A 26444-nucleotide genomic window follows, 5' to 3' on the forward strand; every position below is an offset into this window, starting at 1 on the left:
CATCAGGAAAGCGGAGCGAAGGGCGTGGGTGGCGAGAGGGAGGGGATTGGCGGCTCCGCGTCTACCCAACGCTGGCCGCCGGGAGTGCGGGGATCAGGTCCCCTGGCGCAGCATCACGTCCAGTTGGTCGATGGCTTCCGCCCAGTCGGCGTCGTGGCTGAGGGCATCGCGCAGAAAGCCTGCCTGGGAAGGAGTCCAGAACGGCGCGTCGGGCAACTGGGTATGGCGATCGATGGGATGGTCGCGGATAAAACGCTGCTGGCTGATGTCGTCACTGGCCAGCCCCAGCTGGGCAAACAGGGCGGCCATGTCATGGGTGAGCAATTCCATGTCGGTACTCCTTGGAAGGGGGCTGTGGAAGAGTATAGCCAGCCCCCGTGCTCTCAAATCTAGGAGGGGAGACGATGGGGTGGCAGTTCGACACCGGCGACATGCAGCCCCTGCATGCAGAGCTGCCCCTGATAATGGCTCTCTCCGTCGCTGGAGAACTCGAACTGGTAGTAGGTGAGCAGGCGCAGGGGCTTGTGCCCCAGGGCACGGTGTGTCCGCGCCAGCGACAGCAGTTGCAGGTCGTGGTGCTGGCAGTAGCGGCGCATGTATTGCCAGGCCAGCTCCGCCTGGCGGCGCTGTTGCCAGAAGGCCCAGCCAACGAGGCCGAGCAGCAAGATCCCAAGCATTTCTCCCATCAGCGGGTTCCTTCTGTGATGTGTGTGGGGCCCTGTTCACCTCAGGCAACAGGGCCGTTGTGTCGGGCCTAGGTGGAAGCGAACAGGCGACCGATGGCCAGACCCAGGGCCTCGCTGCGTTCGGGGTCACGCAGTTTTGCCAGCATATCATTGCGCAAGGCCGGTAGCGTGACGAGCTCGGCAAATACCTGGTTGAAGAACTGGGTGGGTTGCAGGGCGAGCTGCTCCAGAAACAGGCCGAGCAGTTCGGGGTGTTTCAGATCGGGCCAGAGGCGGCCAGCGATGGCGAGGAGCAGGGAGGGGCTTGGCCGGGTTTGCAGCAGGGTCAGCAGCTTGTTGGTGCGCAGTCCGTTGCCCGGGCAGGAGGCCAGTGCCCGGCACAGATAGGCCAGGGTTTCGGGGTCAGGCTCGGCGCACTCCTGCTCCTTGCCGATGCGCTCCAGCAATGCGCCTTGCAGGGCAGGAGGCAGGGGGGCGTTCTCCAGGCTTTGGCACAGGGCGTAGAGGGGGGCCTGCGGCAGCACGGGCAAGGCCTTGCAGACCAGTGCCAGATTGCGTTCAACCTGCAGCCGCTCCGCGAGATCTGCAAACCCTTGCAGTCCCAGGGCCTGCCACCCCTCTTCCCCCGGCGCCGCCAGATAGTGGCAGAGGGCCTCGTAGTAAGCGGAAGGGGCTTGTTCCAGCTGGCGGGCCAGCTTGGCGTGCACACTGGCCATCTTGGCCTCGGCCGGACGGAAGGTGTAGGGGTTGTCCGCCAGACGCTGGGCCTTCTCTTCGTCCAGTTCACCGGTGAGCTTGTAGCCCAGAGTCTCTACCACCTGATCCATGAAATGCTTGGGGCCGCTGGAGATGAGCAGGCCGCGTTCATCAAGGGCGAACTTGAGGAACCAGAGGTAGTGCCTGGATTCGGTCGGCTGGAAGAAGTGCACGCCGAGCCAGGCGTGCTGCTGCAACGGCCAGGGGTAGGGCTCCTGCTGCTGCTCGATGCGCACGAAGAGGTCGCTGGGGAGCGGGCGCACCTGGCGGCCCAGATCGAACAGCTGGAACTGGGTATCGGCCTGGGTCAGAAACTCGGTCAGGGTGTTGATGGAAGACATGAAGAGATCCCGCTTGAAGATAATGCGGGCGATTATAAGGGGGCTGCACCAGATAGCCAGAGGCGGTGATGCAGGGGATGAAGGTGACGGTAACATGGCAGCCATTGCGGGGTCGGTGTATAGTAGCGCCCCTTTTTGATGGCCGTATTGAGTGGGGCCCCGTCGCAGACCGGGCCCGCGATGAGGAAGTGAGCGAGATGAATCAATATCTGCTGGTTGCCGGTCTGCTGGGAGAGCTGACTGCCGAGTTGCAACGTCTGGAACGCTGGCAAGCCGACCATCCGGGGAGCGAGGCGCTGGCAAGCGAGCTGCCGTTTTGTGTCGATACCCTGAGTTTCGATCAGTGGCTGCAGTTCGTGCTGATCCCGCGCATGGAGCAGCTGGTGCTGCTGCAGGCTCCGCTGCCGACCAGCGTCTCCCTCTATCCCATGGCGAGTGAGGTCTATAAAGAGGAGCTGGCGGAGGTCGAGGCCCTGCTTCGTCTGATCGCCCGTTTCGATCTGCTGCTCTCCGGCAAAGTGGTCGAACAATGATGGACGAGCAGACCCGGACAGCGGATGCCTTGCAGCCGACACTGCTTTATCAGGATGACTGGCTGGTGGCGGTGAACAAACCGTCCGGTCTCCTGGTGCACCGCAGTTGGCTCGACAAGGCCGAGACCCGTTTCGCCATGCAGATGACCCGGGATCTGATCGGGGGTCGTCATGTCTACCCCGTGCACCGACTGGACAGGCCCACTTCGGGTGTGCTGCTGTTTGCTCTCGATCCTGCCGTGGCCCGCACCCTGACCGAGGCCTTTGCTGCCCGTAAGGTCCACAAGGAGTACCTGGCACTGGTGCGGGGATGGGCCCCCGAAGAGGGGCTCATCGACTATCCGCTCAAGGAGCAGCTGGACAAGATTGCCGATGCCTTCAGCGACCCGGATCGCCCCGCCCAGGAGGCGGTGACCGCGTTTCGTCGTCTGCATCAGGTCGAGTTGCCCTTCGCCGTCTCCAAGAAGCATCCCACCAGTCGCTACAGCCTGGTCCGCCTCTTTCCCAAGACGGGGCGCAAGCACCAGCTGCGCCGCCATCTGGATCACCTGTTCCACCCCATCGTCGGTGATACCACCTACGGGGATGGCCGGCACAACCGCTTCTTTCGCGAGCATTACGGGTGCGACCGCCTACTGCTGATCGCGCACCGTCTGAGCTTCGAGCATCCGGTGCTCAAGGTGCCGATGCGGATCCAGGCGCCCCTGGGCCCCGAGGTGCTGGGTCTGTTCGCCCGTCTGGGCTGGCCTGCCAGCGAGCAAGACTACGGCGCCTGAGCCTCTTTCCATCTGTTGCCTCTGACCGGGCTGTGGCATGCTGTAGCCCAGGTACGTCAGAGGAATGACTTATGGCTCAACGAGATATCGCCTGCGCAATCGCGTGCCCCCCGCCTGTTCAGGGGGGCTCTTCCTACCCATCCCGGTCTTGCCGGGTCCAATATCTGTCCCTGAGGAGTCGCTGATGGCCGAGATCGACATCCTGGTCGGCACCGTCTACGGCTCGGCCATGCTGGTGGCCGAGACCCTCTGTGACCACCTGCAAGCCAATGGCCATGTCTGCCAGATCTTCGATGACGCGGCGCTGACCGACATCGATGCCTCCCGCTTTCTGCTCATCGTGACCGCCACCACGGGGCAGGGGGATATACCGCCCAATTTGCAGCCCTTTGCCAGTGCCCTGGCCGATCGTGCTCCTTATATGAAGGGATGGCGCTATGCCCTCATCGCCATGGGAGACAGCAGCTATGAACACTTCTGCGGAGCGGGGCGAACGCTGGATGCTCTGTTGCAGGAGCTGGCTGCCGAGCCACTGGTTGTGCGTCTGGAAATCGATGCGACGGTAGAAGATGAGCCTGAAGTGGCGGCGCTGGCCTGGTTGAAAACCTGGGAAAATAGACTGTAGCCAGACCCTTCTCCCCGAGAATAAATTCACCTCCGTGAGTGTGCTGACGGGGGTGTTTTATTTTTGGGGCGTCACGCCTCAGCCCCCAAATATATCCTCTCTTTCGTCCGGTTATTTTTCTCGCCAATCATGATAACCGGTTGGCCATATTCATCATCACCCACGACAAATTGAAAAATTAAAAGTTCCGCATTGAAAGCGATTTCAGTCATGTTTTTGCTACTGCGACACGGATTTATCACTTAACTCTCGTCGCGAATTAATATTTGAAAGCGCTTTCTTTGGTTGTTGTTTTTATTTTTTGTGCTTATCTAGGGTGGTTGGTGCCAAAAAATGAAAATTTATTGACATTTTGTTGCTGTGGCTGTCTGTGGCGTGCGATTTGTCATCGTTTTGTGAATCAGCTCATGTTTGCAGGGAATTTGGGTACCTATAATCGACCTCGGTTATCACCAAAACGTTTTTCCGGTGATAAGAACTTGAATATCAGGATCACACTCCTCTCAGCGGGAATAAGGAAAATGAAAATGAAAGCAAAGTGGCTCCCGATCGCTGCAGCAGTAACCGCAGCCCTGGCTTCCCAAGCCGCCTTCGCCGTTGATTTCCACGGCTACTTCCGTTCCGGTGTCGGTGTTTCCGGTGACGGGGACATGGTCAAATACAACGTCAACAAGGTTGGTCGTCTGGGTAACGAAAATGATACCTACGGCGAAGTCCAGCTGGGTCAGGAAGTCTTCAACAAAGATGGCAAGACTTTCTACGTAGACTCCATGTTCGCCATGGCGTCCAACGGCTCCAACGATTGGGAAGGTACCGGCACCGTCTGTAACTTCGATGCCAAGCAGTGCAACGGCGACTCCGACTTCGCCCTGCGTCAGTTCAACGTGCAAGCCAAGGGCCTGCTGGGCTTCGCGCCGGAAGCCACCCTGTGGGCCGGTAAGCGTTACTACCAACGTCACGATATCCACATCTCCGACTTCTACTACTGGAACATCTCCGGTGCTGGTGCCGGTATCGAAGGCATCCAGGCCGGTCCTGGCAAGATCTCCTTCGCCTGGGTTCGCAACGACCGCAGCGCGGCCGATGTGTTCGGTCAGTACACTAAGACCGGTGTAAATAAAAAACCTGTTTTGGATGCAAACGGCAACCCGACTGGTAACTATGTAGAAGATCCTACTTACACCAAGAACGAAGATGTTAACGTCAACACACTGGACCTGCGTTATGCCGGTATCCCGCTGTGGAGCGAAGCGTCTCTGGAACTGGGCGTAGACTACGCACTGGTTAACGAGACTGAAGCGCAGAAACCGCTGAAAAACAACAACATGAAAGACGGCGTCATGCTGACTGCCGAACTGACCCAAGGCATCCTGGGTGGCTTCAACAAGACTGTGCTGCAGTACGGTACTGAAGGTTACTCCAAGACCATGGCCTTCTACGGTGACGGCTCCTGGTACGGTGCCGAAGCCAAAGACGGTGCTGATGGTTTCCGCATCATCAACTGGGGTGTTGTTCCCATGGGCAACAACTTCGAGATGGGTCACCAGCTGGTCTACGGTGTAGGCAACGAGATGTGGGATGGCAACGACAAGGTTGAAGCCATGTCCGCCGTTGTTCGCCCCATGTACAAGTGGGATGACTTCAACAAGACCATCTTCGAAGGCGGCTACTTCAAGGACAAGACCAAGTCCACCAACGGTACCTCTGTTGATGACTCCGGTTACAAGCTGACCCTGGCTCAAGCCTGGTCTGCCGGCTCCAGCTTCTGGGCCCGTCCTGAAATCCGTGTGTTCGCCTCCTACCTGGCCAACGACGAAGATCAGAAAGTCTTCGAAAGCGGCACCTCCAAAGACACCTACCAAGTGGGTGTGCAAGCGGAAGCTTGGTGGTAAGCACTTCTTTCAGTTAAGTTAGTCACTGCCCCCGTATGGGGGCAGTTTTGTTTAGCAGGATTTGGCAACCGGGTTATGGAGATAAGAAGAATGAAACTGGTAAAGATGTCTATCGCGGCCGTGGTTACCGCGCTGTTGGCCGGTTGTTCCGGTAGCATGGTGGTGCCCGTACAGGAACACGCCTCCATCCTGAGTAATGCCGACCAGGCCAAGCAGGCGCTCTCCCAGGCCACCAGTTGCTGCGCAGGGTTCAACGAATTCAATTATGTTTCCTTGCCGGAAGGTGAGACGCTGCTGACCATCGATGGCAAGCAGCCCAGTTATCAATTTGACGAGGGGATGAGTTATTTCGCCGCCTATCGCCTGCCGGTCAATACCGGCAACCTGGCCATCACCCTGGCCTCTCAGGTGAGCAAGACGGTGCTCGTGCCCAAGGTAGTCATGCTGGATGCCCAGTTCAAGGTAACCCGTGTGCTGGGTGAATCTGTCTTCACGTATCAACCCGCCCACCTGCTCGACAATGACAGGATTGAAGGCAAGGTGTTCGTGGATCGCAGCATGCCGGGCAACCCGGCGACCGAAACTTACATGGTGGTCTACGCCCCGGCCGACGAGCTGTCTGGCAGCACCACCATACTGCATCCTGCCAAGGCGTTCGCCCGTGCCAATGGCACGGTTGAGCCGGATATCAAGGACCCCGTGATCCCCCATTCTCCTTGGGGTCTGCTACAAATAAAGGTCGTTGACATGGCCAAGGGGCAAGGCCTGGAAGCCGTGTTCAAGCCCGAATATTCGGACAAGGTGGCGATGAGTCAGGCCAAACCGGCTACGACGGCCGTGGCGGCGACGGCAGCGACCACTGCTGCGGTGGCAGCAACCCCCAGTACACCTGCCCCCGCGATGTTGAGCGAAACAGAGACCTTCTACAGCAGCCAGATCGAGAAGGCGGTCAAGGCCGGGGATATCGACAAGGCGATGCAGTTGGTGAATGAAGCCGAACGTGCAGGTTCAACCAAGGCGAAATCCGTCTTTATTGATGCGATTAAACGTTCACAAAAGAACTGAATAAGCGGATTTATTCAACGTAATATTTATTGCAGGCCTCCCTTGTTGGAGGCCTTTTTAATCGGTAGACTGGATAATATAAAGCTGCAATGAGTTACATATCGTTACAATTGGTTTCCTTGGGTATTTATTGGTTTCCTTTTGAATTATCATGAAGTGTTTTTTTTCTTTTTGCGGCAAAGCTATAACAATACGAAATAATATTCAAGATAGCCCCCTTCCTGCTTATTTATTATCTTGTGATCTCTCCTCCAAATTTATTATTCCCTTGGCCTCGATGGAGGTATTTCCGACCCTGCTGGGTTATATTCTGTAGGTCAAAATAAACACCCCGGAAAACGCATTCGATGCAGCCATGGATGAAGTACACCGTCATCAATAAACTGCACTGAGTCGTTGTCGGAAAAAAATCCATTCAGGAGCGCACACATGTTAAAAAATGCTTTCTCTAATCTGCAAAAGGTCGGTAAGGCGCTGATGCTGCCCGTATCGGTCTTGCCCGTTGCAGGTATTCTGCTGGGGGTGGGCGCCGCTCACTTCAGCTGGTTGCCGGAAATTGTCTCCCAGCTGATGGAGCAGGCCGGTGGTTCAGTGTTTGGCCAGATGGCGCTGCTGTTCGCCGTCGGCGTGGCACTCGGCTTTACCAATAACGACGGTGTATCCGGTCTGTCTGCCATCGTCGGCTACGGCATCATGGTCGCGACCCTGAAGGTCATGGCACCTGTGATGGGGGTCGAGAGCATCGATACCGGTGTGCTGGGGGGTATCCTCGCCGGTGGCGTGGCTGCCTGGGCGTTCAACCGCTTCTACAAGATCCAGCTGCCAGAGTACCTCGGCTTCTTCGCTGGCAAGCGCGCCGTGCCCATCATCACCGGTTTTGTTTCCATCGGTCTGGGTGTCGTGCTCTCCTTCATCTGGCCGCCGATTGGTGGTGCCATCGGTGCCTTCTCCGACTGGGCTGCCAACCAGAACCCGGTCCTGGCCTTCGGTATCTACGGCGTGGTTGAGCGCTCCCTGATCCCGTTCGGTCTGCACCACATCTGGAACGTCCCCTTCTTCTATCAGGCGGGTACCTGTGTCAACGCCGCTGGCGAAACCGTACACGGCATCATGACCTGCTTCCTGACTGCTGATGACGCTTCCCGTGCTGCCGGTAACGGCTTCGGTCAACTGGCCGGTGGTTACCTGTTCAAGATGTTCGGTCTGCCTGCTGCTGCGTTTGCCATCGCTCACGCTGCCAAGCCGGAAAACCGCGCAAAGATTGTTGGTATCATGGCCTCCGCTGCCCTGACCTCCTTCCTGACCGGTATCACCGAACCTATCGAATTCTCCTTCCTGTTCGTGGCGCCTGTGCTGTATGCGATTCACGCGCTGCTGGCTGGTCTGGCTTACGTCCTGACCAACATGCTGGGTGTCGTGCACGGTCACACCTTCTCCAACGGCTTCATCGACTTCGTGGTGCAATCCCCGCGTGCCGACAACATGCTGCTGCTGGTGGGTCTGGGTCTGGTCTACGCGGTCATCTACTACGTGGTCTTCACCGTGGTCATCCGTGCCATGAACCTGAAAACCCCGGGTCGTGAACACGAAGCTGCCCAAGAGTCCTCTGCCGGTCAAAGCAAGGACGAGATGTCTGCTGCACTGGTCTCCGCCTTCGGTGGCAAAGAGAACATCGCCTCTCTGGACGCCTGCATCACCCGTCTGCGTGTCGGTGTGAAGGATGTGGCCAAGGTTGACCAGGCTGGTCTGAAGAAGCTGGGCGCCGCCGGTGTGGTGGTGGCGGGTTCCGGTGTACAAGCCATCTTCGGCACCAAGTCCGACAACCTGAAAACTGAAATGGACATCTGGATGAAGAGCAACTGATTGCGCTCCGATATCCGAGTTCCGAAAAGGGAGGCGCAAGCCTCCCTTTTTGCTGGGTTGCGTTTGGTGGCGGGACATGTGCGGGGGCTTTCCTGGCGGCGCCAGCATGGTGTGACCCAATGAAAAAGGCGCCCCTGGGCGCCTTTGCTGCATCAGACCGGCTTAAAGCTTTTCGAGATCCCGTTCTATCTCGCTGATCTTGTTCTGCACCACTTTTTCCAGATGACGCAAGTCGCGCAGTATTTTCTGCTTGATGTCCGGATCGGCGGAAGGCTGGCCGCCCTGGGTCAGATTGTCCAGCTCATCCACCACGTATTTGAGGTTGGCGTTGATCTCGGTGACATCTTTGTACTCATGGGTCCCCGAGTCGACCAGCATGGTCTTGCGCTGGCGGGGGTATTTGAATTTGACGCTCTTGGCGAAGAATTCACCCTTCTGCTTCTTGAAATAGATCTTGAGGATGTCGTGGTTGGCTTCCTGGCGCAGGGTGTAGCTGTCCACCGAGGTGGGTTCCTGGATCCCCAGGCTCTTGAGATTCTCGTACATCGGGCTTCCTTGGTTTGAAACGATCCTGACCCCTCTATCTTACCCGAGTCCGGACGCCTTGCCTGTGACAGGCGCGCCAAATTCAAATTGGTGTCAAAAAGGTCTTCTTTAATCAATGAGCCAAGGGGAGGGGTGAACGCCTTGCCAGCACTGCCATAAGCGGTATCGTCTCATGGGGGTGTGCAGTGCTGGTGGGGCAGGGGAGTTGGCGTCCACCCATGAGAGCGGGCATGAAAAAGGGCACCAGAGGTGCCCTTGATGACATCGGCGTGGATTACTCGTCGATGGAGCGCAGCAGGGCGTTGATGCCGACCTTGGCGCGGGTCTTGGCATCCACCTTCTTGACGATGACGGCGGCGTAGAGGCTGTACTTGCCGCACTTGGAGGGCAGGGAGCCGGAAACGACCACGGAGCCGGCCGGGACGCGGCCGTAGTGGATTTCACCGGTTTCGCGGTCATAGATGCGGGTGGACTGGCCGATGAAGACCCCCATGGAGATGACGGAGCCCTCCTCGACGATCACCCCTTCAACCACCTCGGAACGGGCACCGATGAAGCAGTTGTCTTCGATGATGGTCGGGTTGGCCTGCAGTGGCTCCAGTACGCCGCCGATGCCGACGCCGCCGGAGAGGTGCACGTTCTTGCCGATCTGGGCGCAGGAGCCCACGGTGGCCCAGGTGTCGACCATGGTGCCTTCATCGACGAAGGCGCCGATGTTGACGTAGGAGGGCATCAGCACGGTGTTCGGGGCGATGAAGGAGCCTTTGCGCGCGGTCGCGGGCGGCACGACGCGTACACCGGCAGCCTTGAACTGCTCTTCGGTGTAGTTGGAGAACTTCAGGGGAACCTTGTCGTAGTACTGGGCATCGTCGCCCTTGATGATGCCGTTGTCGTTGATGCGGAAGGAGAGCAGCACGGCCTTCTTCAGCCACTGGTGGACGACCCACTCGCCGGCAATCTTCTCGGCAACCCGGGCTTTGCCGGAGTCCAGCAGGTCGATGGCTTCCAGAATGGCGGCCTTGGTGGCGGCATCGACGGAGCCGGGGGTGATGGAGTCACGGCGCTCGAAGGCCGCTTCGATGGTCTGTTGCAACTGGGTCATGACAGGTTTCCTTTATAAAATTCTGTTTGTTGTATCACACTTTTCCAATCGTTTTTAAGGGCTCTCGCCGATTTCTTCAGAATCAGGGCGATTTATTGTACTTGAGTGGTCCAACCATTTGTTCTGATTGAGGAATCAATACGTCAAAAAGCCTCTTTCGAGGCTTCATCCGAGCGTGTCAGGCACTCTCGCCAACCGGTTCCTGGGGGTTGAGCTGATTGACCAGCCTCTCCTCGAGGGCCTGTTGCTCCTCCGGGTTCAGCGGCTCTCCGGCCAGGGTGGTGAGGCTGAAGAAGTCCTCCACCCGCTCACCGATGGTGGTGATCTTGGCGGCATGGAGGGAGAGGCCGCACTGCTGGAACACGGCACCGATACGGGCCAATAGGCCCGGAGTGTCTAGGGCCGTCAGCTCCAGCAGGGTGTGGCGGTTTTCCCCCTTGTGGGGCAGGAAGACCACCCTGGTCGGCACGCTGAACTGGCGGTGGCGTCTAGACAGGGGCTTGCTGCGCAGGACCAGCTTGCCCGGCTCCTGAAGGGCTTTCTCCAGCGCCTTCTTGATGGTGGCGGTACGGTTGGGGCTGATGGGCTCGCCGTTCGGTTCCAGCACGATGAAGGTGTCGAGCACATAGTCGTTGCGCGAATTCATGATCTGGGCGTCGTGGATGCTGAGGTTCTTCTGATCCAGTGCCGAAGCCACGGTGGCAAAGAGGTTGGGGGTATCGCGGCAATAGATGAACACCTCGCTACCGCCCCGTATGGGATGCTTGCCGATGAGCACCAGGGGGGCCGGGTTGTCACCGTGGGCGATGATCTTGCGGCAGTGCCAGGCGATCTGCTCCGGGCTGTGGCGCAGGAAGTAATCGGCCTTGAAGTCGTTCCAGAGGGCGGTGACCGCCTCCTGTGGCACCTCGCGCTGGGTCAGGATCTGCCTGGCCTGGCGCTGGTTTTCACGGATCTTTAGGCGCATGTCCGGCGGGTTTTCCAACCCCTGGCGCAGGGCCTTTTGGGTGGCGAAGTAGAGTTCGCGCAGCAGGGTGCCCTTCCAGTCGTTCCACAGACTGTCGTTGGTGGCACAGATGTCGGCCACGGTCAGGCAATAGAGCAGGTCGAGGTGCAATTCATCCCGCACCTTCTGGGCGAAGTCGGTGACCACGTCCGGGTCGTAGATGTCGCGGCGCTGGGCGGTGACCGACATCAGCAGATGGTGGCGCACCAGCCAGGCGACCAGTCGGCTCTCGTAGCGATCCAGCCCGTGCAACTGGCAAAATTCCAGCGCATCCACGGCCCCGAGTTCGGAATGATCGCCACGCCTGCCCTTGGCGATGTCGTGGAAGAGGGCGGCGATGCTGAGCAGCTCGGGCTTGCGCAACTGGGTGAACACCTCGTGGCAGAGCGGGTGAGTCTGGCGGTTGGCTGGATTCGGGAAGCGATGGATGTTCTGCAGCAGCCGATGGGTGTGCTCGTCCACCGTGTAGGCGTGGAACATGTCGAACTGCATCTGGCCGACGATGAGGTTCCACTGGGGCAGGTAGGCCGCGAGGATCCCGTACTTGTGCATCAGGGTGAGCGGCTGGCCGATGCCGTTGGGGTGGCGCAGGAGCGCCATGAAGAGACGGCGGCACTCGGGTAGATCTTGCAGCCAGCAGTTGAGGGTGCGTCTGGCCTCGCGCAACTGGCGCAAGGTGGCGGAGTGGATGCCGGCAATCTCCGGGTGCTGGGCTATCTGGTAGAAGAGTCGCAGGATGGCGGCAGGATCCCGGCCGAACAGCTCGGAGTCCACCGCATCGATGAGGCGGCCGCGCAGCTGGAATTCGTCGCTGATGCGGCGCACGTCCATGGCGGTGTTGCCGAGAATGGCCTCGTCAAAGAGTTGCAGCAGCATCTCGTTGAGTTCGGCCACCCGTCGCACAGTCTGGTAGAAGCGCTTCATCATCTGCTCGACCGGGCCGTTGCCCTCGCCCTCGAACCCCAGCATCTGGGCCACGGTGCGCTGGCGGTCGAACAAGAGACGGTTGTCCCCCTTGTTGATGGCCATGTGCAGGGCGAAGCGCACCTTCCACAGGAAATTCTGACAGTCGAGCAATTCCCGGTACTCGGCCCGGTTGAGAAAACCGTGGCTGGTCATCTCGAACAGGGTGGTGGCGCCGAAGTGGCGGCGGGCGACCCAGGCCAGGGTCTGGATGTCGCGAAGGCCCCCGGGATTGTTCTTGAGATCCGGCTCCAGCTTGTAGGCGGTACCGAGAAACTGCTGGTGGCGCAGGGCCTGCTCTTCGCGTTTGGCACGAAAGAAGGCTTCGCTCGGCCAGAAGTGCTGGGGCTGGGTGGCCGCCTGCAACTGCTCGAATCCCGCCAGGCGACCCGTGATGTAACGGGCCTCGATGAGGTTGGTGGCAACCGTGATGTCGTTGCGACCCTGCTCGATGCACTCGGCCACGTTGCGCACCGACTGCCCCACTTCCAGCTTGAGATCCCACAAGAGGGTGATGAACTCGCCGATGCGCAGCCCCAGCACCTCGTCCAGCTCGTCCCCTTCATAGAGGATAAGCAGATCGATGTCGGAGTGGGGGTGCAGCTCGCCGCGGCCATAGCCCCCCACCGCGATCAGGGTGAGCTCGGTCCTGTCGAAGCCGAACTTGTGCCAGAGCCTGGTCAGCAGCGCGTCCATGTATTCGGAGCGGGTGGCCACCAGTTCGATGATGTTGTCACCGGCGTCGAAGCGCTCGTGCAGCCAGGCGAGAAAGCGGCTCAGGTACTCCTTGCAGTTGTCACGGGTGAGCTGATCGTCTGGGAGCAGATGGGGAGAAAGCAGGCTGGCATCCATGGCATGTCACACTCTCGGTCGGGCCGGGTAAAGAGCAACCCCGGCGCGCGGCCGGGGTTGAATGTCAAACGTGGCGGATAAAACGCTCGATAGTGTCGTCGGGGCGCAGGGTCAGGACCTCGCAGCCATCCTCGGTCACCAGCAGGGTGTGCTCCCACTGGGCGGAGTCGCCGCCGTCTTTGGTGGTCACGGTCCAGCCATCCTTCGGATTGACCTTGCAGTGGTACTTCTTGCTGTTGACCATGGGCTCGATGGTGAAGCACATGCCCGCTTTCAGCTCCAGCTTGCCGCCGTTGCGGTAGTGCAGGATCTGCGGCTCTTCGTGGAACTCGGCACCGATGCCATGGCCGCAGTAGTCGCGTACCACGGAGAAGCCGGCCTGCTCGACGATGGGCTGGATGACGGCGCCGATCTCGGTGATGCACATGCCCGGGCGCACCCGTTTGATGGCGGCATAGAGGCTATCCTGGGCCACCTTGCAGAGCTGGCGGCGCAGGGGGGTGGTCTGGCCCACGATGAACATGGCGGAGGTATCGCCGTGATAACCATCCTTGATGACGGTGATATCCAGATTGATGATGTCCCCTTCCCGCAGCTTCTTGTGGTTCGGGATGCCATGGCAGATGACATCGTTCACCGAGGTGCAGATGGACTTGGGGAAGCCGTGGTAATTGAGCGGCGCGGGGATGGCCTGCTGCACGTCGACGATGTAGTCGTGGCAGAGGGTATTCAGTTCGTCTGTGGTGACGCCCGCCTTGACGTGGGGGGCGATCATGACCAGCACGTCGGCGGCCAGCTGGCCGGCGACACGCATTTTTTCAATCTCTTCCGGTGTCTTGATTTTAATGGACATGGGATCTCTCTTGGGGCCTGATTGCGCATCCTGCCGATGCCCAACAACCAGGTAATGAAAAATAGATGCGTTTGCAATCAGGGCGAAATTTTATCCCCAACCCCCGTTTACTTCCAGTGTGATCGTCATCGCAACGTCATCAGGCGGTCGCACCATGGTCCGGGATCCATTTTTAGCACCCGGGCTGGTGGTGTCATGACCAAAGTTATGGTATAAAGCGCGCCGGAATGGGGAACTCGTGTCCTCATGCCATCACCCTTACTCAACAACACACACACATCGACACATATGCCGGGGTGCCTTAACGGGTCGGTTATATGGGATGTGTGGAGGCCTAACCCCAATACAGAGGTATAAAATGGCTAAAGTTTCTATGCGCGACATGCTGCAAGCCGGCGTTCACTTCGGTCACCAGACTCGTTACTGGAACCCGAAAATGAAGTCCTACATCTTCGGCGCCCGCAGCAAAGTTCACATCATCAACCTGGAAAAAACCGTTCCGATGTTTGACGATGCCATGAACTTCATCAGCTCCGTAGCTGCCAAGAAAGGCAAGGTGCTGTTCGTAGGTACCAAGCGTGCCGCGTCTGAAGCCGTCAAAGAAGCCGCTGAGCGTTGCGACCAGTTCTATGTAAACCACCGCTGGCTGGGCGGCATGCTGACCAACTGGAAAACCGTTCGTCAGTCCATCAAGCGCCTGAAAGATCTGGAAACCCAGAGCGAAGACGGTACCTTCGACAAGCTGACCAAGAAAGAGGCGCTGATGCGTACTCGCGAAATGGAAAAGCTGGAGAAGAGCCTGGGTGGTATCAAGAACATGGGCGGCCTGCCTGACGTTCTGTTCGTTGTCGATGCCGACCACGAGCACATCGCTATCAAAGAAGCCAACAACCTGGGTATCCCGGTAGTTTCCATCGTTGATACCAACTCCAACCCGGACGGCGTTGACTATGTCATCCCGGGTAACGACGACGCTATCCGTGCCGTACAGCTGTACCTGAACGCTGCTGCTGACACCGTTCTGGAAGCCCGTGAGCAGGACATCGTTGTTCAAGCCGAACAAGATGGCTTCGTTGAAGCTGAGTAATTGATAAGGACTGAAAAGCCCTTATTAACCAAGCTGATGTAATTGGTTAGCAGGGGCCCTTGTGGCCCCTGTTTCTTGTCAATTCAAGACCGAGGATACTGGACATGGCAAACATTTCTGCCGCCCTGGTAAAAGAACTGCGCGAGCGCACCGCCGCTGGCATGATGGATTGCAAAAAAGCGCTGGAAGAAGCCAACGGTGATATCGAGCTGGCTATCGAGAACATGCGTAAATCCGGTCAGGCCAAGGCCGCCAAGAAAGCTGGCCGTATCGCCGCTGAAGGTGTGATCTTCGCCCGTACCGAAGGCAACGTTGCCGTCATGATCGAGCTGAACTGCGAGACTGACTTCGTTTCCAAGGATGCCGGTTTCCTGGCCATGGGTCAGAAGATCGTCGAGATCGCTGCTACCCAGAAAATCGCTGACGTTGACGCGCTGAAAGCCGCCGACTTCGGCAACGGCGAGTCCGTCGAGCTGACCATCACCAACCTGATCGCTAAGATCGGTGAGAACATGAACCTGCGTCGCGTGATGCTGGTTGAAGGTGACAACCTGGGCACCTACGTTCACGGCTCCCGCATCGGTGTTATCACCAAGCTGGTTGGCGGTACCGACGAGCTGGCCAAAGATCTGGCCATGCACGTTGCTGCCAACAGCCCGCAATTCGTCAAACCGGAAGACGTGTCTGCCGAAGTCGTTGCCAAAGAGCGCGAAATCCAGATCGACATCGCCATCAACTCCGGCAAGCCGAAAGAGATCGCCGAGAAGATGGTTGAAGGCCGCATGAAGAAGTTCACCGGTGAGGTTTCCCTGACTGGTCAACCGTTCGTGAAAGATCCTTCCATGACCGTTGCCGAGCTGCTGAAGAAAGAAGGCGCTGACGTTGTTTCCTTCACCCGTTTCGAAGTGGGCGAAGGCATCGAGAAGCAAGAGACCGACTTCGCTGCTGAAGTAGCAGCCCAGATCGCGGCCGCTCAGAAGGCCTAATCGAACCGGTTTTTCCGTTTCCCCAGACCGCGACTTATGTCGCGGTCTTTATATGACCAGGAATCAGTGACATGAGTACCAATCCCAAGCCTGCATACAGACGTGTTCTTCTGAAGTTGAGTGGTGAAGCCCTGCAAGGATCCGAGGGTTTCGGCATTGATCCGGCGGTGCTGGAACGGATGGCCCAAGAGATCAAAGAGCTGGTTGAGCTGGGTGTTCAGGTCGGTCTGGTCATCGGTGGCGGCAACCTGTTCCGTGGTGCCGGCCTTGCCAAGGCAGGCATGAATCGCGTGGTGGGTGACCACATGGGCATGCTGGCGACCGTCATGAACGGCCTGGCCATGCGTGATGCCCTGCATCGTGCTTATGTGAATGCCCGCCTGATGTCGGCCATCTCCCTGCAAGGGGTCTGCGACTCCTACAGCTGGGCCGAAGCCATCAGCCAGCTGCGCGCCGGCAAGGTGGTGATCTTCTCTGCCGGTACCGGTAACCCCTTCTTTACCACCGACTCGGCAGCCTGCCTGCGCGGTATCGAGATCGAAGCCGACGTCGTGCTGAAAGCCACCAAGGTCGATGGCGTGTTCACCGATGACCCGGTCAAGAACCCGGATGCCGTGCTCTATCAGGAACTGAGTTATGATGAAGTTCTTGAAAAAGAACTCAAAGTGATGGATCTTGCTGCTTTTACCCTGGCCCGCGACCACGATCTGCCGATCCGGGTGTTCAACATGAACAAACCGGGCGCGCTGCGCCGCGTGATCATGGGTGAGCCGGAAGGTACCCTGATCCACCAGGCCAGCAAGTAAGGCAAGTGTGAGCCCCAGGCTCGCTTGTCCATTACGCCAGTCAACAAGATAGATACGAGCCGCCCGTCGGCTCGTTCGCCAAAAGGAAAACCACTGTGATCAACGAGATTAAAAACGACGCCAAGGACCGCATGGGCAAAAGCGTAGAGTCGCTGAAGACCCAGATGTCCAAGATCCGTACCGGCCGTGCTCACCCGAGCCTGCTCGACGGCATCCAGGTGGAGTATTACGGTGCTGCCACTCCTCTGAAGCAGTTGGCCAACGTGGTGGCAGAAGATGCCCGTACTCTCTCCATCTCCATCTTCGATCGCTCCATGATCCAGGCGGTGGAAAAAGCCATCCTGACCTCCGATCTGGGCCTGAACCCGTCCAGCAACGGCCAGACTCTGCGCGTGCCGCTGCCGCCGCTGACCGAAGAGCGTCGCCGTGATCTGACCAAGATCGTCCGTGCCGAAGCCGAAGGTGCCCGGGTTGCCATTCGCAACATCCGTCGCGATGCCAACGCCGACCTGAAAGCCCTGCTGAAAGAGAAAGAGATCTCCGAAGACGACGACCGTCGCGCCCAGGAAGAGATCCAGAAGCTGACCGATACCTTCATCAAGCTGGTGGATGACGCCCTGGTTGTGAAGGAAAAGGAGCTAATGGAAATCTAAGCCTCCGACAGGTATATTACGAGCGCCGTGTAGTGCCCCTGCACGGCGCTTTTGTCTTTGTGGGAGAAATGAATGTCGCTTTTGGCAGCGCTAGGCGATAGCGCCAGCTCGTCCTTGCCCCGTCACGTCGCCATCATCATGGATGGCAATGGTCGCTGGGCCCAGAACCGCGGCAAGATGCGGGTTTCCGGGCACAAGGCGGGCGTGAAATCCGTGCGTGAGGCCGTGGCCTTTGCCGCCCGTGCCAAGATGGAGGCGCTGACCCTGTTTGCGTTTTCCAGCGAGAACTGGCGCCGTCCGGAAGGGGAAGTCAACGCCCTGATGGAATTGTTCATGACGGTGCTGGGTCGCGAGGTGAGCAAGTTGCACAGCAACGGCATTCGCCTTCGGGTGATTGGCGACACTGCCCGCTTCAGCGAGCGGCTGCAGGCCAAAATCGCCAAGGCCGAGGCCCTGACCGCCAACAATCAGGGATTGACCCTCAATATCGCCGCCAACTATGGCGGTCAGTGGGACATCGCCCAGGCGGCCCGGACCCTTGCACGGGCCGTGGCTGCGGGTGAACTCGATGCCGAGGCGGTCGATGAGGCGGCATTGGGTCGTCATGTCTGCATGGCTGATCTGCCCCCCGTGGATCTGTTGATCCGCACTGGCGGGGATCATCGCATCAGCAACTTTGTCCTGTGGCAGCTCGCCTATGCCGAACTCTATTTTACCCCGGTCCTGTGGCCCGATTTTGACGAGGCCGAGTTCAGTGGGGCAGTTGCCTCCTTCGTTGCTCGCGAGCGTCGCTTCGGGTGTACGGGTGAACAGATCCGGGAATTGATCGCCGCGCAACAGACCGGCTAAACCCCGCTCCCAAGAGAGAGGTTTCTTTTGCTAAAACAACGAATTATTACCGCATTACTGTTAGTACCCCTGGTGTTGGGGGCGCTGTTTTTTCTGCCGTTGAAATTCTTTGCCCTGCTCGCCGCCCTGGTCTTTCTGCTGGCCAGCCGTGAGTGGAGTGCCTTCGTCACTGCCCAGCCGCAACAGTGGTTGCCGCTGGTGTTCTGTCTGCTGCTGGGGGCCAGCCTGTTTTGGGTGCCCGTGGAGCAACTCTGGATCCCCCAACTGCATCCGCTGGTGATGGGCGTGCTCTGGACCGCTGTCAGCTGGTGGCTGCTGGGGCTGCTGCTGGTGCTGCGCTACCCGCAAAGCGCCAGGCTGTGGCGTGAATCCATCTGGCTCAAATCCCTGTTCGGTCTGGTGACCCTGGTTCCCTTCTTCTGGTCCCTGGTGGCCATTCGCGGTTACAACTTCTACCACGACCCCATGATGGGAGCCTGGATCCTGCTGTTCGTGATGGGACTGGTCTGGGCGGCAGATTCTGGCGCGTATTTTTTCGGCAAGGCGTTCGGCAAACACAAGCTGGCACCGGCCGTGAGCCCGGGTAAAACCATCGAAGGCATGCTGGGTGGGCTGTTTACCGCCAGCCTGCTGGCCATCGGCGTGACCTGGTTCATGGGCTTCGTGCCTGCCAAGATGGGCACCGTGCTGCTCTGTTCTCTGCTGGCGGTGCTGGCCTCCGTGCTCGGCGATCTGGCCGAGAGCATGTTCAAGCGGGAAGCCGGCATCAAGGATTCCGGCACCCTGTTGCCGGGCCATGGGGGCATTCTCGATCGCATCGACAGCCTGACGGCGGCGCTGCCCGTCTTCCTGCTCAGCTACCTGTTGCTCGGCCCGGAGTTTTGATGTTTCGCGCACTGATGATCCCGGGAGCGTCCCGCTCCATCAGTCTGTTACCCAATCAGGAGTCTTGATGCAAAACCTGGTGATCCTGGGAGCGTCAGGCTCCATCGGTCAGAGCACCCTCAAGGTACTGCGCCACAACCCCGGGCGCTGGCAGGTGCTGGCGCTGACCGCTGCCCGCAGCGTGGACGCCATGCTGCGCGACTGTCTCGAATTCTCCCCCCGGTTTGCCGTCATGGTGGACGAAGGCGCCGCCAGCGAGCTGGCGGGTCGGCTCAAGGCCCACGGCAGCACCACCCGGGTGTTGTCCGGTCAGGCAGCCCTGTGCGACGTGGCTGCTCACCCCGATGCCCACAGCGTGATGGCGGCCATTGTCGGTGCGGCGGGTCTGGCACCCACCATGGCTGCCGTGCGCGCCGGCAAGCGCATTCTGCTGGCCAACAAGGAGGCGTTGGTGATGTCAGGAGCCTTCTTCATGGAGGCGGTGCGCGAGCATGGCGCCGAGCTGCTGCCCATCGACAGCGAACACAACGCCATCTTCCAGTGCCTGCCGGTCGACGTGCAGCGCCAGCCCGGTTTCTGCGATCTGGCCGGGGCGGGGATCAGCAAGATCCTGCTGACCGGCTCCGGCGGACCTTTCCGCTATGCCGATGTGGGTGAACTGCACCATGTCACCCCGGCGCAAGCCATTGCCCATCCCAACTGGTCCATGGGGGCCAAGATCTCGGTGGACTCCGCCACCATGATGAACAAGGGGCTGGAGTACATCGAGGCGCGCTGGCTGTTCAATGCGGCCCCCGAGCAGATCCAGGTGGTGATTCACCCCCAGTCCGTCATTCACTCCATGGTGCAGTACAAGGATGGCTCCGTGCTGGCCCAGCTCGGCAACCCGGACATGTGCACCCCCATTGCCCACGCTCTGGCCTATCCGGAACGGATCGAGTCCGGTGTGGAACCTTTGGATTTCTTCAGTGTCGGAGAGTTCAGCTTTATCCGGCCCGACTATGAGCGCTATCCCTGTCTGGCGCTGGCCATGAGCGCGTGCCAGCAGGGGCAGGGGGCGACCACCTCCCTCAATGCCGCCAACGAGGAGGCCGTCGCGGCTTTTCTTGCAGAGCGGATCGGATTTATGGATATTGCCAGAGTCAACGAATCCGTCATGGCCGAGCTGGGCAGCAGTGCTGCCGGCTCTCTGGCGGATCTCATCGCCCTGGACGGTACGGCCCGAGCCCGTGCCCAGCAACTGATAAAGGAGCTTGCCGTATGAACGGACTGTGGTGGCAGCCAGCCCCTCTCCATGCTCTCGAGCGCAGGACTGGACATGACCGCGGGGTACGCGGCTGATGGGCGGGGTTCTGTGGAATATCGGCGCCTTCATCGTGGCCCTCGGGCTGCTGGTGGCGGTGCATGAATTTGGCCACTTCTGGGTGGCTCGTCGTTGCGGCGTCAAGGTGGAGCGCTTCTCCATCGGCTTTGGCAAGGCCATCTGGCGTCGCCTTGGCAAGGATGGCACCGAATACGTGCTGGCCCTGATCCCCCTTGGCGGTTACGTCAAGATGCTGGATGGCCGGGTCGACGCACTCAAACCTGGGGAGGAGGTGCAGGCCTTCAACCACAAGAGCGTCTGGGCCCGGATGGCCATCGTCGCGGCCGGCCCCATGGCGAACTTCGTGTTCGCCCTGTTCGCCTTCTGGCTGATGTTCATGATAGGGGTGCCGAGCGTCAAACCCGTGGTGGGCGAGGTGCGTCCCGCCTCCATCGTGGCAGAGGCCGGCATCCTGCCAGGCATGGAGATCGTCGGCGTCGGCGGCGAGGAGACCGGTGACTGGGAGAGCGTCACCTACGCCCTCATCAGCCACCTTGGCGATGACTCGGTCCAGCTCAAGCTCAAGGCGGCCAACACCAGCTATGCAGTGGACAAGACCCTGCAGCTGGCAGGTTGGAAATTCGATCCGGACAAAGAGTCACCCATCGGGAGCCTCGGGATAGTGCCCCTCGGTGGCAAGGTGCTGCCCGTGGTGGAGGCCGTGGTACCGTCGAGCGCCAGCGAGAAGGCCGGCCTTCAGATAGGGGATCGCATCAAGGGGGTCGATGGAGAGGCCATCACCGAATGGGCCCAGTTTGTCGAGCGTGTCCAGCAGTCACCGGCGCAGCCGCTGCAGGTGACGGTGGAGCGCGGGGGAAGCGAGATGACCCTGACCCTGACCCCGGATGGGAAGAAAGTGAAGGGCCAGCTGGTCGGTTTTGTGGGCTTGTCGCCGCAACTGGTTCCATTACCGGATGAGTATCGAACTCTGTTACAGTATGGGCCTTTGCAAGCCCTGTGGCATGGGGTCCAGAAGACCTGGAGCCTGATCACCCTGACCTTCGACATGATAGGCAAGCTGATCGGTGGCATTGTCTCTTTGGACAACCTGAGCGGCCCCATCTCCATCGCCAAGGGGGCCGGCAGCAGCGCCGATTACGGGTTGGTCTATTTCCTCGGATTCCTGGCGCTCATCAGCGTCAACCTGGGGATCATCAACCTGTTCCCCCTGCCGGTGCTCGATGGTGGCCATCTGGTCTATTTCCTCATCGAGGCGATCACCGGCAAGCCGGTATCGGAAAAAATTCAGGAAGTTGGGTTCAGGATAGGCGCCGCCATTCTGATGTTACTGATGGGCATTGCGCTGTTTAATGATTTCGCTCGCCTCTGAGGCCAGAGCATCAACAAGGACACATAAGAACAAAATGGCTGTTAAAAAAGCATTGGTGTTGAGTTGCCTGCTGGGGGCCAGCTTCCTGGCTCAGGCTGCCCCGGCCTCTTTTGTGGTGCAAGACATTCAGGTCGAGGGCCTGCAGCGGGTGACCCTGGGTGCCGCCCTGTTGAATCTGCCGGTGCGGGTCGGTGATTCCGTCGACTCCGTGTCCCTGGCGAACGCCATCAAGAAGCTCTATGCCTCCGGCAACTTCGAGGACGTCAAGGTCTATCGCGACGGTCAGGTGCTGCAAGTGGTAGTCAAGGAGCGCCCGACCATCTCCAGCATCGAGTTCTCCGGCAACAAGGATATCAAGGAAGAGCAACTGACCCAGAGCCTGGAATCCTCCGGGATCCGCGTGGGTGATCCGCTGGATCGCACCGTGCTGAGCTCCCTCGAGAAAGGGCTGGAAGATTTCTACTACGGCGTGGGCAAGTACTCCGCCAAGGTCAAGGCCATCGTCACCCCGCTGCCGCGCAACCGGGTCGACCTCAAGTTCACCTTCGTGGAAGGGGAAGCGGCCAAGATCCAGCAGATCAACATCGTCGGCAACAACGTCTTCCCGGAAGAGAAGCTGCTGGCCCAGCTCTCCCTCAAGGACGACGTGCCCTGGTGGAACTTCACCGGCGATCAGCGCTACCAGAAGCAGAAGCTGGCCGGTGACATCGAAGTGCTGCGCTCCTACTACATGGACCGCGGCTACATCCGCTTCACCCAGGAGTCCACCCAGGTCTCCATGACCCCGGACAAGAAGGGGGTCTATGTCACCCTCAACGTCAAGGAAGGGGAGCAGTACAAGGTTTCCGGCATCCAGCTCAAGGGCGACCTCATCGACCGCGGCGGCGAGATGAAGGGCCTCATCCCCATCGAGGCGGGCAGCGTCTACTCCGCCAGTCAGGTGACCCATACCGAAGAGGTGCTCTCCAAGTTCCTCGGCCGTTACGGCTACGCCTATCCGAAAGTGGTCACCTTCCCCCAGATCAACGACCAGACCAAGGAAGTGGAGCTCATCGTCAACGTGGAGCCGGGTCCCCGGGTCTATGTGCGCAACATCAACTTCAGCGGCAACGTCACCACCAAGGACGAAGTGCTGCGTCGCGAGATGCGCCAGATGGAGGGCACCTGGCTCTCCTCCGACAACGTCGAGCAGTCCAAGACCCGTCTCAACCGCCTCGGCTTCTTCGAGACCGCGGAGGTTGACACCAAGCGGGTGCCGGGCAGCGATGACCAGGTCGATCTGGACTTCAAGGTCAAGGAGCAGCCGGCGGGGTCCATCAACGCCGGTATCGGCTACGGCACCGAGTCGGGTCTGAGCCTGCAGGCGGGTCTGCAGCAGGACAACTTCATGGGGACCGGCAAGAAGATCGGCATCAACGCCAGCACCAACGACTACTCCAAGAGCGTCGACCTGAGCTATAACGACCCCTACTTCACCGTGGACGGGGTGAGCCTGGGCGGCCGTCTCTACTACAACAAGTTCAGTGCGGCCGACGCCAACATCGTGGACTACGAGAACACCACCGTCGGTTTCCGTCTCTCCAGCGGCTTCCCGGTCAACGAGAACAACCGTCTCGACTTCAGCCTGGGCTACGAAAACAACAAACTGTCCCAGCCCAACCCCTATGTACAGGTGGACGAGTTCTGGAAGGTCTACAACGGCAATCTGGATGGCGACAACCGCATGGTGTTCAACACCGTGGACGTCACCGCCGGCTGGACCCGCTCCACCCTCAACAAGGGTCAGTTCCCGACCTCCGGTGACCGCCAGCGGGTGAACGCCAAGGTGACGGTGCCCGGCATGGATCTGCAGTACTTCAAGCTCAACGCAGAAGATGCCCACTACTTCCCGTTTGATGCCGATCACAAATGGGTCATGCTGGCCAAGGCCCGTGCCTCCTACGGCGATGGCTACGGCACCAATGGCGATTACGAGCACGTTCTGCCGTTCTTCGAGAACTACTACGCCGGTGGCTTCGACACCCTGCGTGGTTTCAAGAGCAACACAGTCGGTCCGAAGGCGCTCTACTACTACAACTTGAGTGGTAACGACGTCATCCAGGGCACTGACAGCTCGGTCGGGGGCAACGCCCTGGCGGTGGCCTCGCTGGAAATGATCGTGCCGACGCCCTTTGCCTCCGAGACCTATCAGCCCCAGTTGCGGACCAGCTTCTTCATCGACGCCGGTTCCGTGTGGGATACCCACTTCGACTACAGCCAGTATCAGAACCGTTGCTTCAGTGGTTGCAACTATCTGATGGACTACTCCGACCCGAGCAACATCCGGATGTCGACCGGCCTGTCGCTGCAGTGGCTCTCTCCCATGGGCCCGCTGGTGTTCGTGCTGGCAAGACCAATCAAGAAATACGAAGGGGACGACACCGAAGTCTTCTCCTTCAACATCGGCCGTACCTTCTAAGGGGAGCGGACGCCCCCCCGCCATGGCGGGGGAAGCATGATGGGTCGCGCGTTTGCGTGCCTCACCAGGTAACAAGACGATCTCGTGGATCGCTTGCACAATCAGGTAAATCAGGTAGCCCTCGACCGAGGGACCAAGGAGTAAGTGTGAATAAAGCGTTGAAAGTAGCTGGTTTGAGCTTTGCACTGATGGCTGCCGGCATGGGTTCTGCCTTCGCTGAGACCAAGATTGCCGTGGTCGACATGGGCGAAGTCTTCCAAAAGCTGCCCCAGCGTGAAGCCGTTGCCAAGAAGCTGAAGGGCGAGTTCGAGCCGCGCATGCGTGAACTGCAGAAGCTGGAGTCTGACGGTCAGGCACTGGTCGAGAAGTTCAAGAAGGACGAAGCCTTCATGAGCGCCGAACAGAAGAAGCAGAGCCAGGAGAAGCTGGCCAAGCTGCAGATGGAATTCAACCAGAAGCGTCAGGCGTTTGAACAGGACAACGGTCGCCGTCAGTCCGAAGAGCGCAACAAGATCCTGACCAAGGTGCAGGCTGCCATTGACGCCATCGCCAAGAGCAATGGCTACGATCTGGTGCTGGAGCGCAACGCCGCCCCTTATGCAGCCAGCAAGCTGGACATCTCCGGCCAGGTTATTTCTCAGGTTAGCAAGAGCAACTAATTGATGGCATTCACTCTCGCACAGCTGGCCCAGCAACTGGGGGCCGAGGTCCATGGGGATGGGACCCGGGAAATTCGCAAGGTCGCGACACTGGAAAAAGCCGGGGAGGGGGAGATAGCCTTCCTGTCCAACAAGAAGTACCGGCATTTTCTGGAGCAGAGCAAGGCCACTGCCGTGCTCATCACCGAGGCAGACCTGCCGTTTTGCCCCACCAACGCCCTGGTGCTCAAGGACCCCTACGTGGGCTTTGCACGGGTTGCCCAACTGCTGGACACCACCCCGCAGCCGGCCATGGATATCCATCCGAGCGCCGTCATCGCGGCTGACGTGCAACTGGGCGAGAGAGTGGCCATCGGTGCCAATGCGGTGATCGAATCCGGCGTCGTGCTGGGTGACGATGTGCGCATCGGCCCGGGCTGTTTCGTTGGCAAGGATACCCGACTGGGAGCGCGCTCCCGGTTGTGGGCCAACGTCACCCTCTATCACAACGTGACCCTGGGCACGGACTGTCTGGTACAGGCCGGCACCGTGATCGGGGCAGACGGTTTCGGTTATGCCAACGAGCGCGGCGAGTGGATCAAGATCCCCCAGCTTGGTGGCGTGACCATCGGCAACCGGGTCGAGATCGGTGCCTGCACCACCATCGACCGCGGTGCGCTGGAAGATACCCGCATCGCTGACAACGTCATCATCGACAACCAGTGCCAGATCGCCCACAACGTCGAGATCGGCTACGGCACTGCCGTGGCGGGCTCCACCGTGATGGCCGGTAGTCTCAAGGTCGGCAAATACTGTATCATTGGTGGTGCCTCCGTCTTTAACGGGCACATGGAGATCTGCGACCAGGCCACCGTCACCGGCATGGCCATGGTGATGCGTCCCATCACCGAGCCCGGTATCTACTCTTCCGGCATCCCCCTGCAAACCAATAAAGAGTGGCGCAAGACCGCCGCCCGGGTGATGCGTATCGAAGAGATGCACAAGCGGTTGAGCAAGCTTGAGAAAAAGCTGGATCAAGAATAATCACGATTGGTATAGGGTACTGTTTTGACTACTGAAAAGAAGAGCCTGGGCATCCAGGAAATCATGGATCTGCTGCCCCACCGTTATCCGTTCCTGATGGTGGACAAGGTGGAAAACTACGAGATCAGCGATGAGCGCAAGACCCTGCGCGCCATCAAGAACGTCTCGTTCAACGAGCCGATCTTCCAGGGCCACTTCCCGGCCAAGCCGGTCTTCCCCGGCGTGCTGATCCTGGAAGCCATGGCCCAGGCCACCGGTATCCTGGCCTTCACCATGGTGGGCAAGCCGTCCCCCAACGAGCTCTATTACTTTGCCTCCATCGACAATGCCCGCTTCAAGCGCCCGGTGGGTCCCGGCGATCAGCTGGTGCTGGATGTGGAGTTCCTGAAGGAGCGTCGCGGCATCGCCAAGTTCACCGGTGTCGCCACCGTCGACGGTGAAGTGGTCTGTACTGCCGAACTGATGTGCGCCAAGCGCGAGGTATAA

General features: G+C 59.4%; 26 protein-coding genes. 18 read left to right on the top strand and 8 right to left on the bottom strand.

Annotated features, from left to right (window positions below):
* Positions 1–93: 93 nt before the first annotated feature.
* The 3 genes from C3418_RS06035 to C3418_RS06045 all read right to left on the bottom strand — a co-directional run bounded on the left by C3418_RS06035 (position 94) and on the right by C3418_RS06045 (position 1783).
* Positions 94–330 carry a DUF2789 domain-containing protein gene (locus C3418_RS06035; protein ID WP_039039420.1) on the bottom strand — a complete coding sequence of 79 codons (237 nt, stop codon included), beginning with the start codon at positions 328–330 and terminating at the stop codon, positions 94–96.
* A 59-nt stretch (positions 331–389) separates the two neighbouring features.
* Positions 390–686 carry a DUF3301 domain-containing protein gene (locus C3418_RS06040; protein ID WP_039039421.1) on the bottom strand — a complete coding sequence of 99 codons (297 nt, stop codon included), beginning with the start codon at positions 684–686 and terminating at the stop codon, positions 390–392.
* Between the two features lie 68 nt (positions 687–754).
* Positions 755–1783 (bottom strand): DUF3549 family protein, encoded by a 1029-nt coding sequence (locus C3418_RS06045; RefSeq protein WP_103858154.1) that lies wholly within the window; start codon positions 1781–1783, stop codon positions 755–757.
* 197 nt (positions 1784–1980) lie between these two features.
* Between C3418_RS06045 and C3418_RS06050 the strand changes: the two genes are divergently transcribed.
* From C3418_RS06050 to C3418_RS06060, 3 genes are all read left to right on the top strand, one after another.
* Positions 1981–2316 carry a YqcC family protein gene (locus tag C3418_RS06050; RefSeq protein WP_010673392.1) on the top strand — a complete coding sequence of 112 codons (336 nt, stop codon included), beginning with the start codon at positions 1981–1983 and terminating at the stop codon, positions 2314–2316.
* Entirely contained in the window at positions 2316–3092 is a 777-nt protein-coding gene (gene truC, locus C3418_RS06055) for a tRNA pseudouridine(65) synthase TruC (RefSeq protein ID WP_373368992.1), read from the top strand. Before C3418_RS06050 ends, truC begins: the two co-directional genes overlap by 1 nt.
* 184 nt (positions 3093–3276) lie before the next feature.
* Positions 3277–3717, top strand: coding sequence for a flavodoxin (locus C3418_RS06060; RefSeq protein ID WP_039039423.1), 441 nt, complete (start codon positions 3277–3279; stop codon positions 3715–3717).
* 71 nt (positions 3718–3788) lie between these two features.
* Here C3418_RS06060 and C3418_RS24345 read toward each other — a convergent pair whose 3' ends face one another.
* Positions 3789–3929, bottom strand: a complete 141-nt coding sequence (locus C3418_RS24345; RefSeq protein WP_154670447.1) for a hypothetical protein — start codon at positions 3927–3929, stop codon at positions 3789–3791.
* A gap of 315 nt (positions 3930–4244) precedes the next feature.
* Here C3418_RS24345 and C3418_RS06065 point away from each other — a divergent pair, with 315 nt between their 5' ends.
* The 3 genes from C3418_RS06065 to ptsG all read left to right on the top strand — a co-directional run bounded on the left by C3418_RS06065 (position 4245) and on the right by ptsG (position 8537).
* Positions 4245–5609, top strand: a complete 1365-nt coding sequence (locus tag C3418_RS06065) for a maltoporin (protein WP_043554772.1) — start codon at positions 4245–4247, stop codon at positions 5607–5609.
* A 90-nt stretch (positions 5610–5699) separates the two neighbouring features.
* Positions 5700–6674, top strand: a complete 975-nt coding sequence (locus C3418_RS06070; RefSeq protein WP_161470696.1) for a MalM family protein — start codon at positions 5700–5702, stop codon at positions 6672–6674.
* A gap of 429 nt (positions 6675–7103) precedes the next feature.
* Positions 7104–8537 (top strand): PTS glucose transporter subunit IIBC, encoded by a 1434-nt coding sequence (ptsG, locus tag C3418_RS06075; RefSeq protein WP_103858157.1) that lies wholly within the window; start codon positions 7104–7106, stop codon positions 8535–8537.
* A 162-nt stretch (positions 8538–8699) separates the two neighbouring features.
* On the opposite strand, the gene C3418_RS06080 is transcribed toward ptsG, so the two are convergent.
* The 4 genes from C3418_RS06080 to map form a co-directional block, all read right to left on the bottom strand.
* The gene (locus tag C3418_RS06080; RefSeq protein WP_039039426.1) at positions 8700–9083 is read right to left on the bottom strand and encodes a DUF3461 family protein; all 384 of its coding nucleotides are present in this window, start codon (positions 9081–9083) and stop codon (positions 8700–8702) included.
* 274 nt (positions 9084–9357) lie between these two features.
* A complete protein-coding gene (gene dapD, locus C3418_RS06085; RefSeq protein ID WP_010673400.1) occupies positions 9358–10185 on the bottom strand; it encodes a 2,3,4,5-tetrahydropyridine-2,6-dicarboxylate N-succinyltransferase in 828 nt (275 codons plus the stop codon).
* 178 nt (positions 10186–10363) lie between these two features.
* On the bottom strand, positions 10364–13006 hold the full coding sequence (gene glnD / locus C3418_RS06090; protein ID WP_103858158.1) for a bifunctional uridylyltransferase/uridylyl-removing protein GlnD: 2643 nt from the start codon (positions 13004–13006) through the stop codon (positions 10364–10366).
* 64 nt (positions 13007–13070) lie between these two features.
* Positions 13071–13859, bottom strand: coding sequence for a type I methionyl aminopeptidase (gene map, locus C3418_RS06095; RefSeq protein WP_010673402.1), 789 nt, complete (start codon positions 13857–13859; stop codon positions 13071–13073).
* 358 nt (positions 13860–14217) lie between these two features.
* Here map and rpsB point away from each other — a divergent pair, with 358 nt between their 5' ends.
* The 12 genes from rpsB to fabZ all read left to right on the top strand — a co-directional run bounded on the left by rpsB (position 14218) and on the right by fabZ (position 26444).
* Positions 14218–14946, top strand: a complete 729-nt coding sequence (rpsB, locus tag C3418_RS06100; RefSeq protein ID WP_010673403.1) for a 30S ribosomal protein S2 — start codon at positions 14218–14220, stop codon at positions 14944–14946.
* Between the two features lie 104 nt (positions 14947–15050).
* Entirely contained in the window at positions 15051–15932 is an 882-nt protein-coding gene (tsf, locus tag C3418_RS06105; RefSeq protein ID WP_010673404.1) for a translation elongation factor Ts, read from the top strand.
* A 71-nt stretch (positions 15933–16003) separates the two neighbouring features.
* Positions 16004–16738 carry a UMP kinase gene (gene pyrH / locus C3418_RS06110; RefSeq protein ID WP_010673405.1) on the top strand — a complete coding sequence of 245 codons (735 nt, stop codon included), beginning with the start codon at positions 16004–16006 and terminating at the stop codon, positions 16736–16738.
* Positions 16739–16833: 95 nt separating this feature from the next.
* Complete coding sequence (gene frr, locus C3418_RS06115) at positions 16834–17391, top strand: ribosome recycling factor (RefSeq protein ID WP_010673406.1); 558 nt, start codon at positions 16834–16836, stop codon at positions 17389–17391.
* A 72-nt stretch (positions 17392–17463) separates the two neighbouring features.
* On the top strand, positions 17464–18240 hold the full coding sequence (gene uppS / locus C3418_RS06120) for a polyprenyl diphosphate synthase (RefSeq protein WP_039039427.1): 777 nt from the start codon (positions 17464–17466) through the stop codon (positions 18238–18240).
* A 27-nt stretch (positions 18241–18267) separates the two neighbouring features.
* Positions 18268–19125, top strand: coding sequence for a phosphatidate cytidylyltransferase (locus tag C3418_RS06125; RefSeq protein ID WP_039039428.1), 858 nt, complete (start codon positions 18268–18270; stop codon positions 19123–19125).
* A 67-nt stretch (positions 19126–19192) separates the two neighbouring features.
* Entirely contained in the window at positions 19193–20389 is a 1197-nt protein-coding gene (gene ispC, locus C3418_RS06130) for a 1-deoxy-D-xylulose-5-phosphate reductoisomerase (RefSeq protein WP_010673409.1), read from the top strand.
* A 76-nt stretch (positions 20390–20465) separates the two neighbouring features.
* The gene (rseP, locus tag C3418_RS06135; RefSeq protein ID WP_103858159.1) at positions 20466–21818 is read left to right on the top strand and encodes a sigma E protease regulator RseP; all 1353 of its coding nucleotides are present in this window, start codon (positions 20466–20468) and stop codon (positions 21816–21818) included.
* 34 nt (positions 21819–21852) lie between these two features.
* A complete protein-coding gene (gene bamA / locus C3418_RS06140) occupies positions 21853–24276 on the top strand; it encodes an outer membrane protein assembly factor BamA (protein ID WP_029313941.1) in 2424 nt (807 codons plus the stop codon).
* A 146-nt stretch (positions 24277–24422) separates the two neighbouring features.
* On the top strand, positions 24423–24935 hold the full coding sequence (locus C3418_RS06145) for an OmpH family outer membrane protein (RefSeq protein WP_029313943.1): 513 nt from the start codon (positions 24423–24425) through the stop codon (positions 24933–24935).
* Positions 24936–24938: 3 nt separating this feature from the next.
* Positions 24939–25958, top strand: a complete 1020-nt coding sequence (gene lpxD / locus C3418_RS06150) for a UDP-3-O-(3-hydroxymyristoyl)glucosamine N-acyltransferase (RefSeq protein WP_039039449.1) — start codon at positions 24939–24941, stop codon at positions 25956–25958.
* 24 nt (positions 25959–25982) lie between these two features.
* The gene (gene fabZ / locus C3418_RS06155; protein WP_010673414.1) at positions 25983–26444 is read left to right on the top strand and encodes a 3-hydroxyacyl-ACP dehydratase FabZ; all 462 of its coding nucleotides are present in this window, start codon (positions 25983–25985) and stop codon (positions 26442–26444) included.

It is taken from the genome of Aeromonas sp. ASNIH8 (assembly GCF_002919855.1).
GTDB lineage: Bacteria > Pseudomonadota > Gammaproteobacteria > Enterobacterales > Aeromonadaceae > Aeromonas > Aeromonas caviae.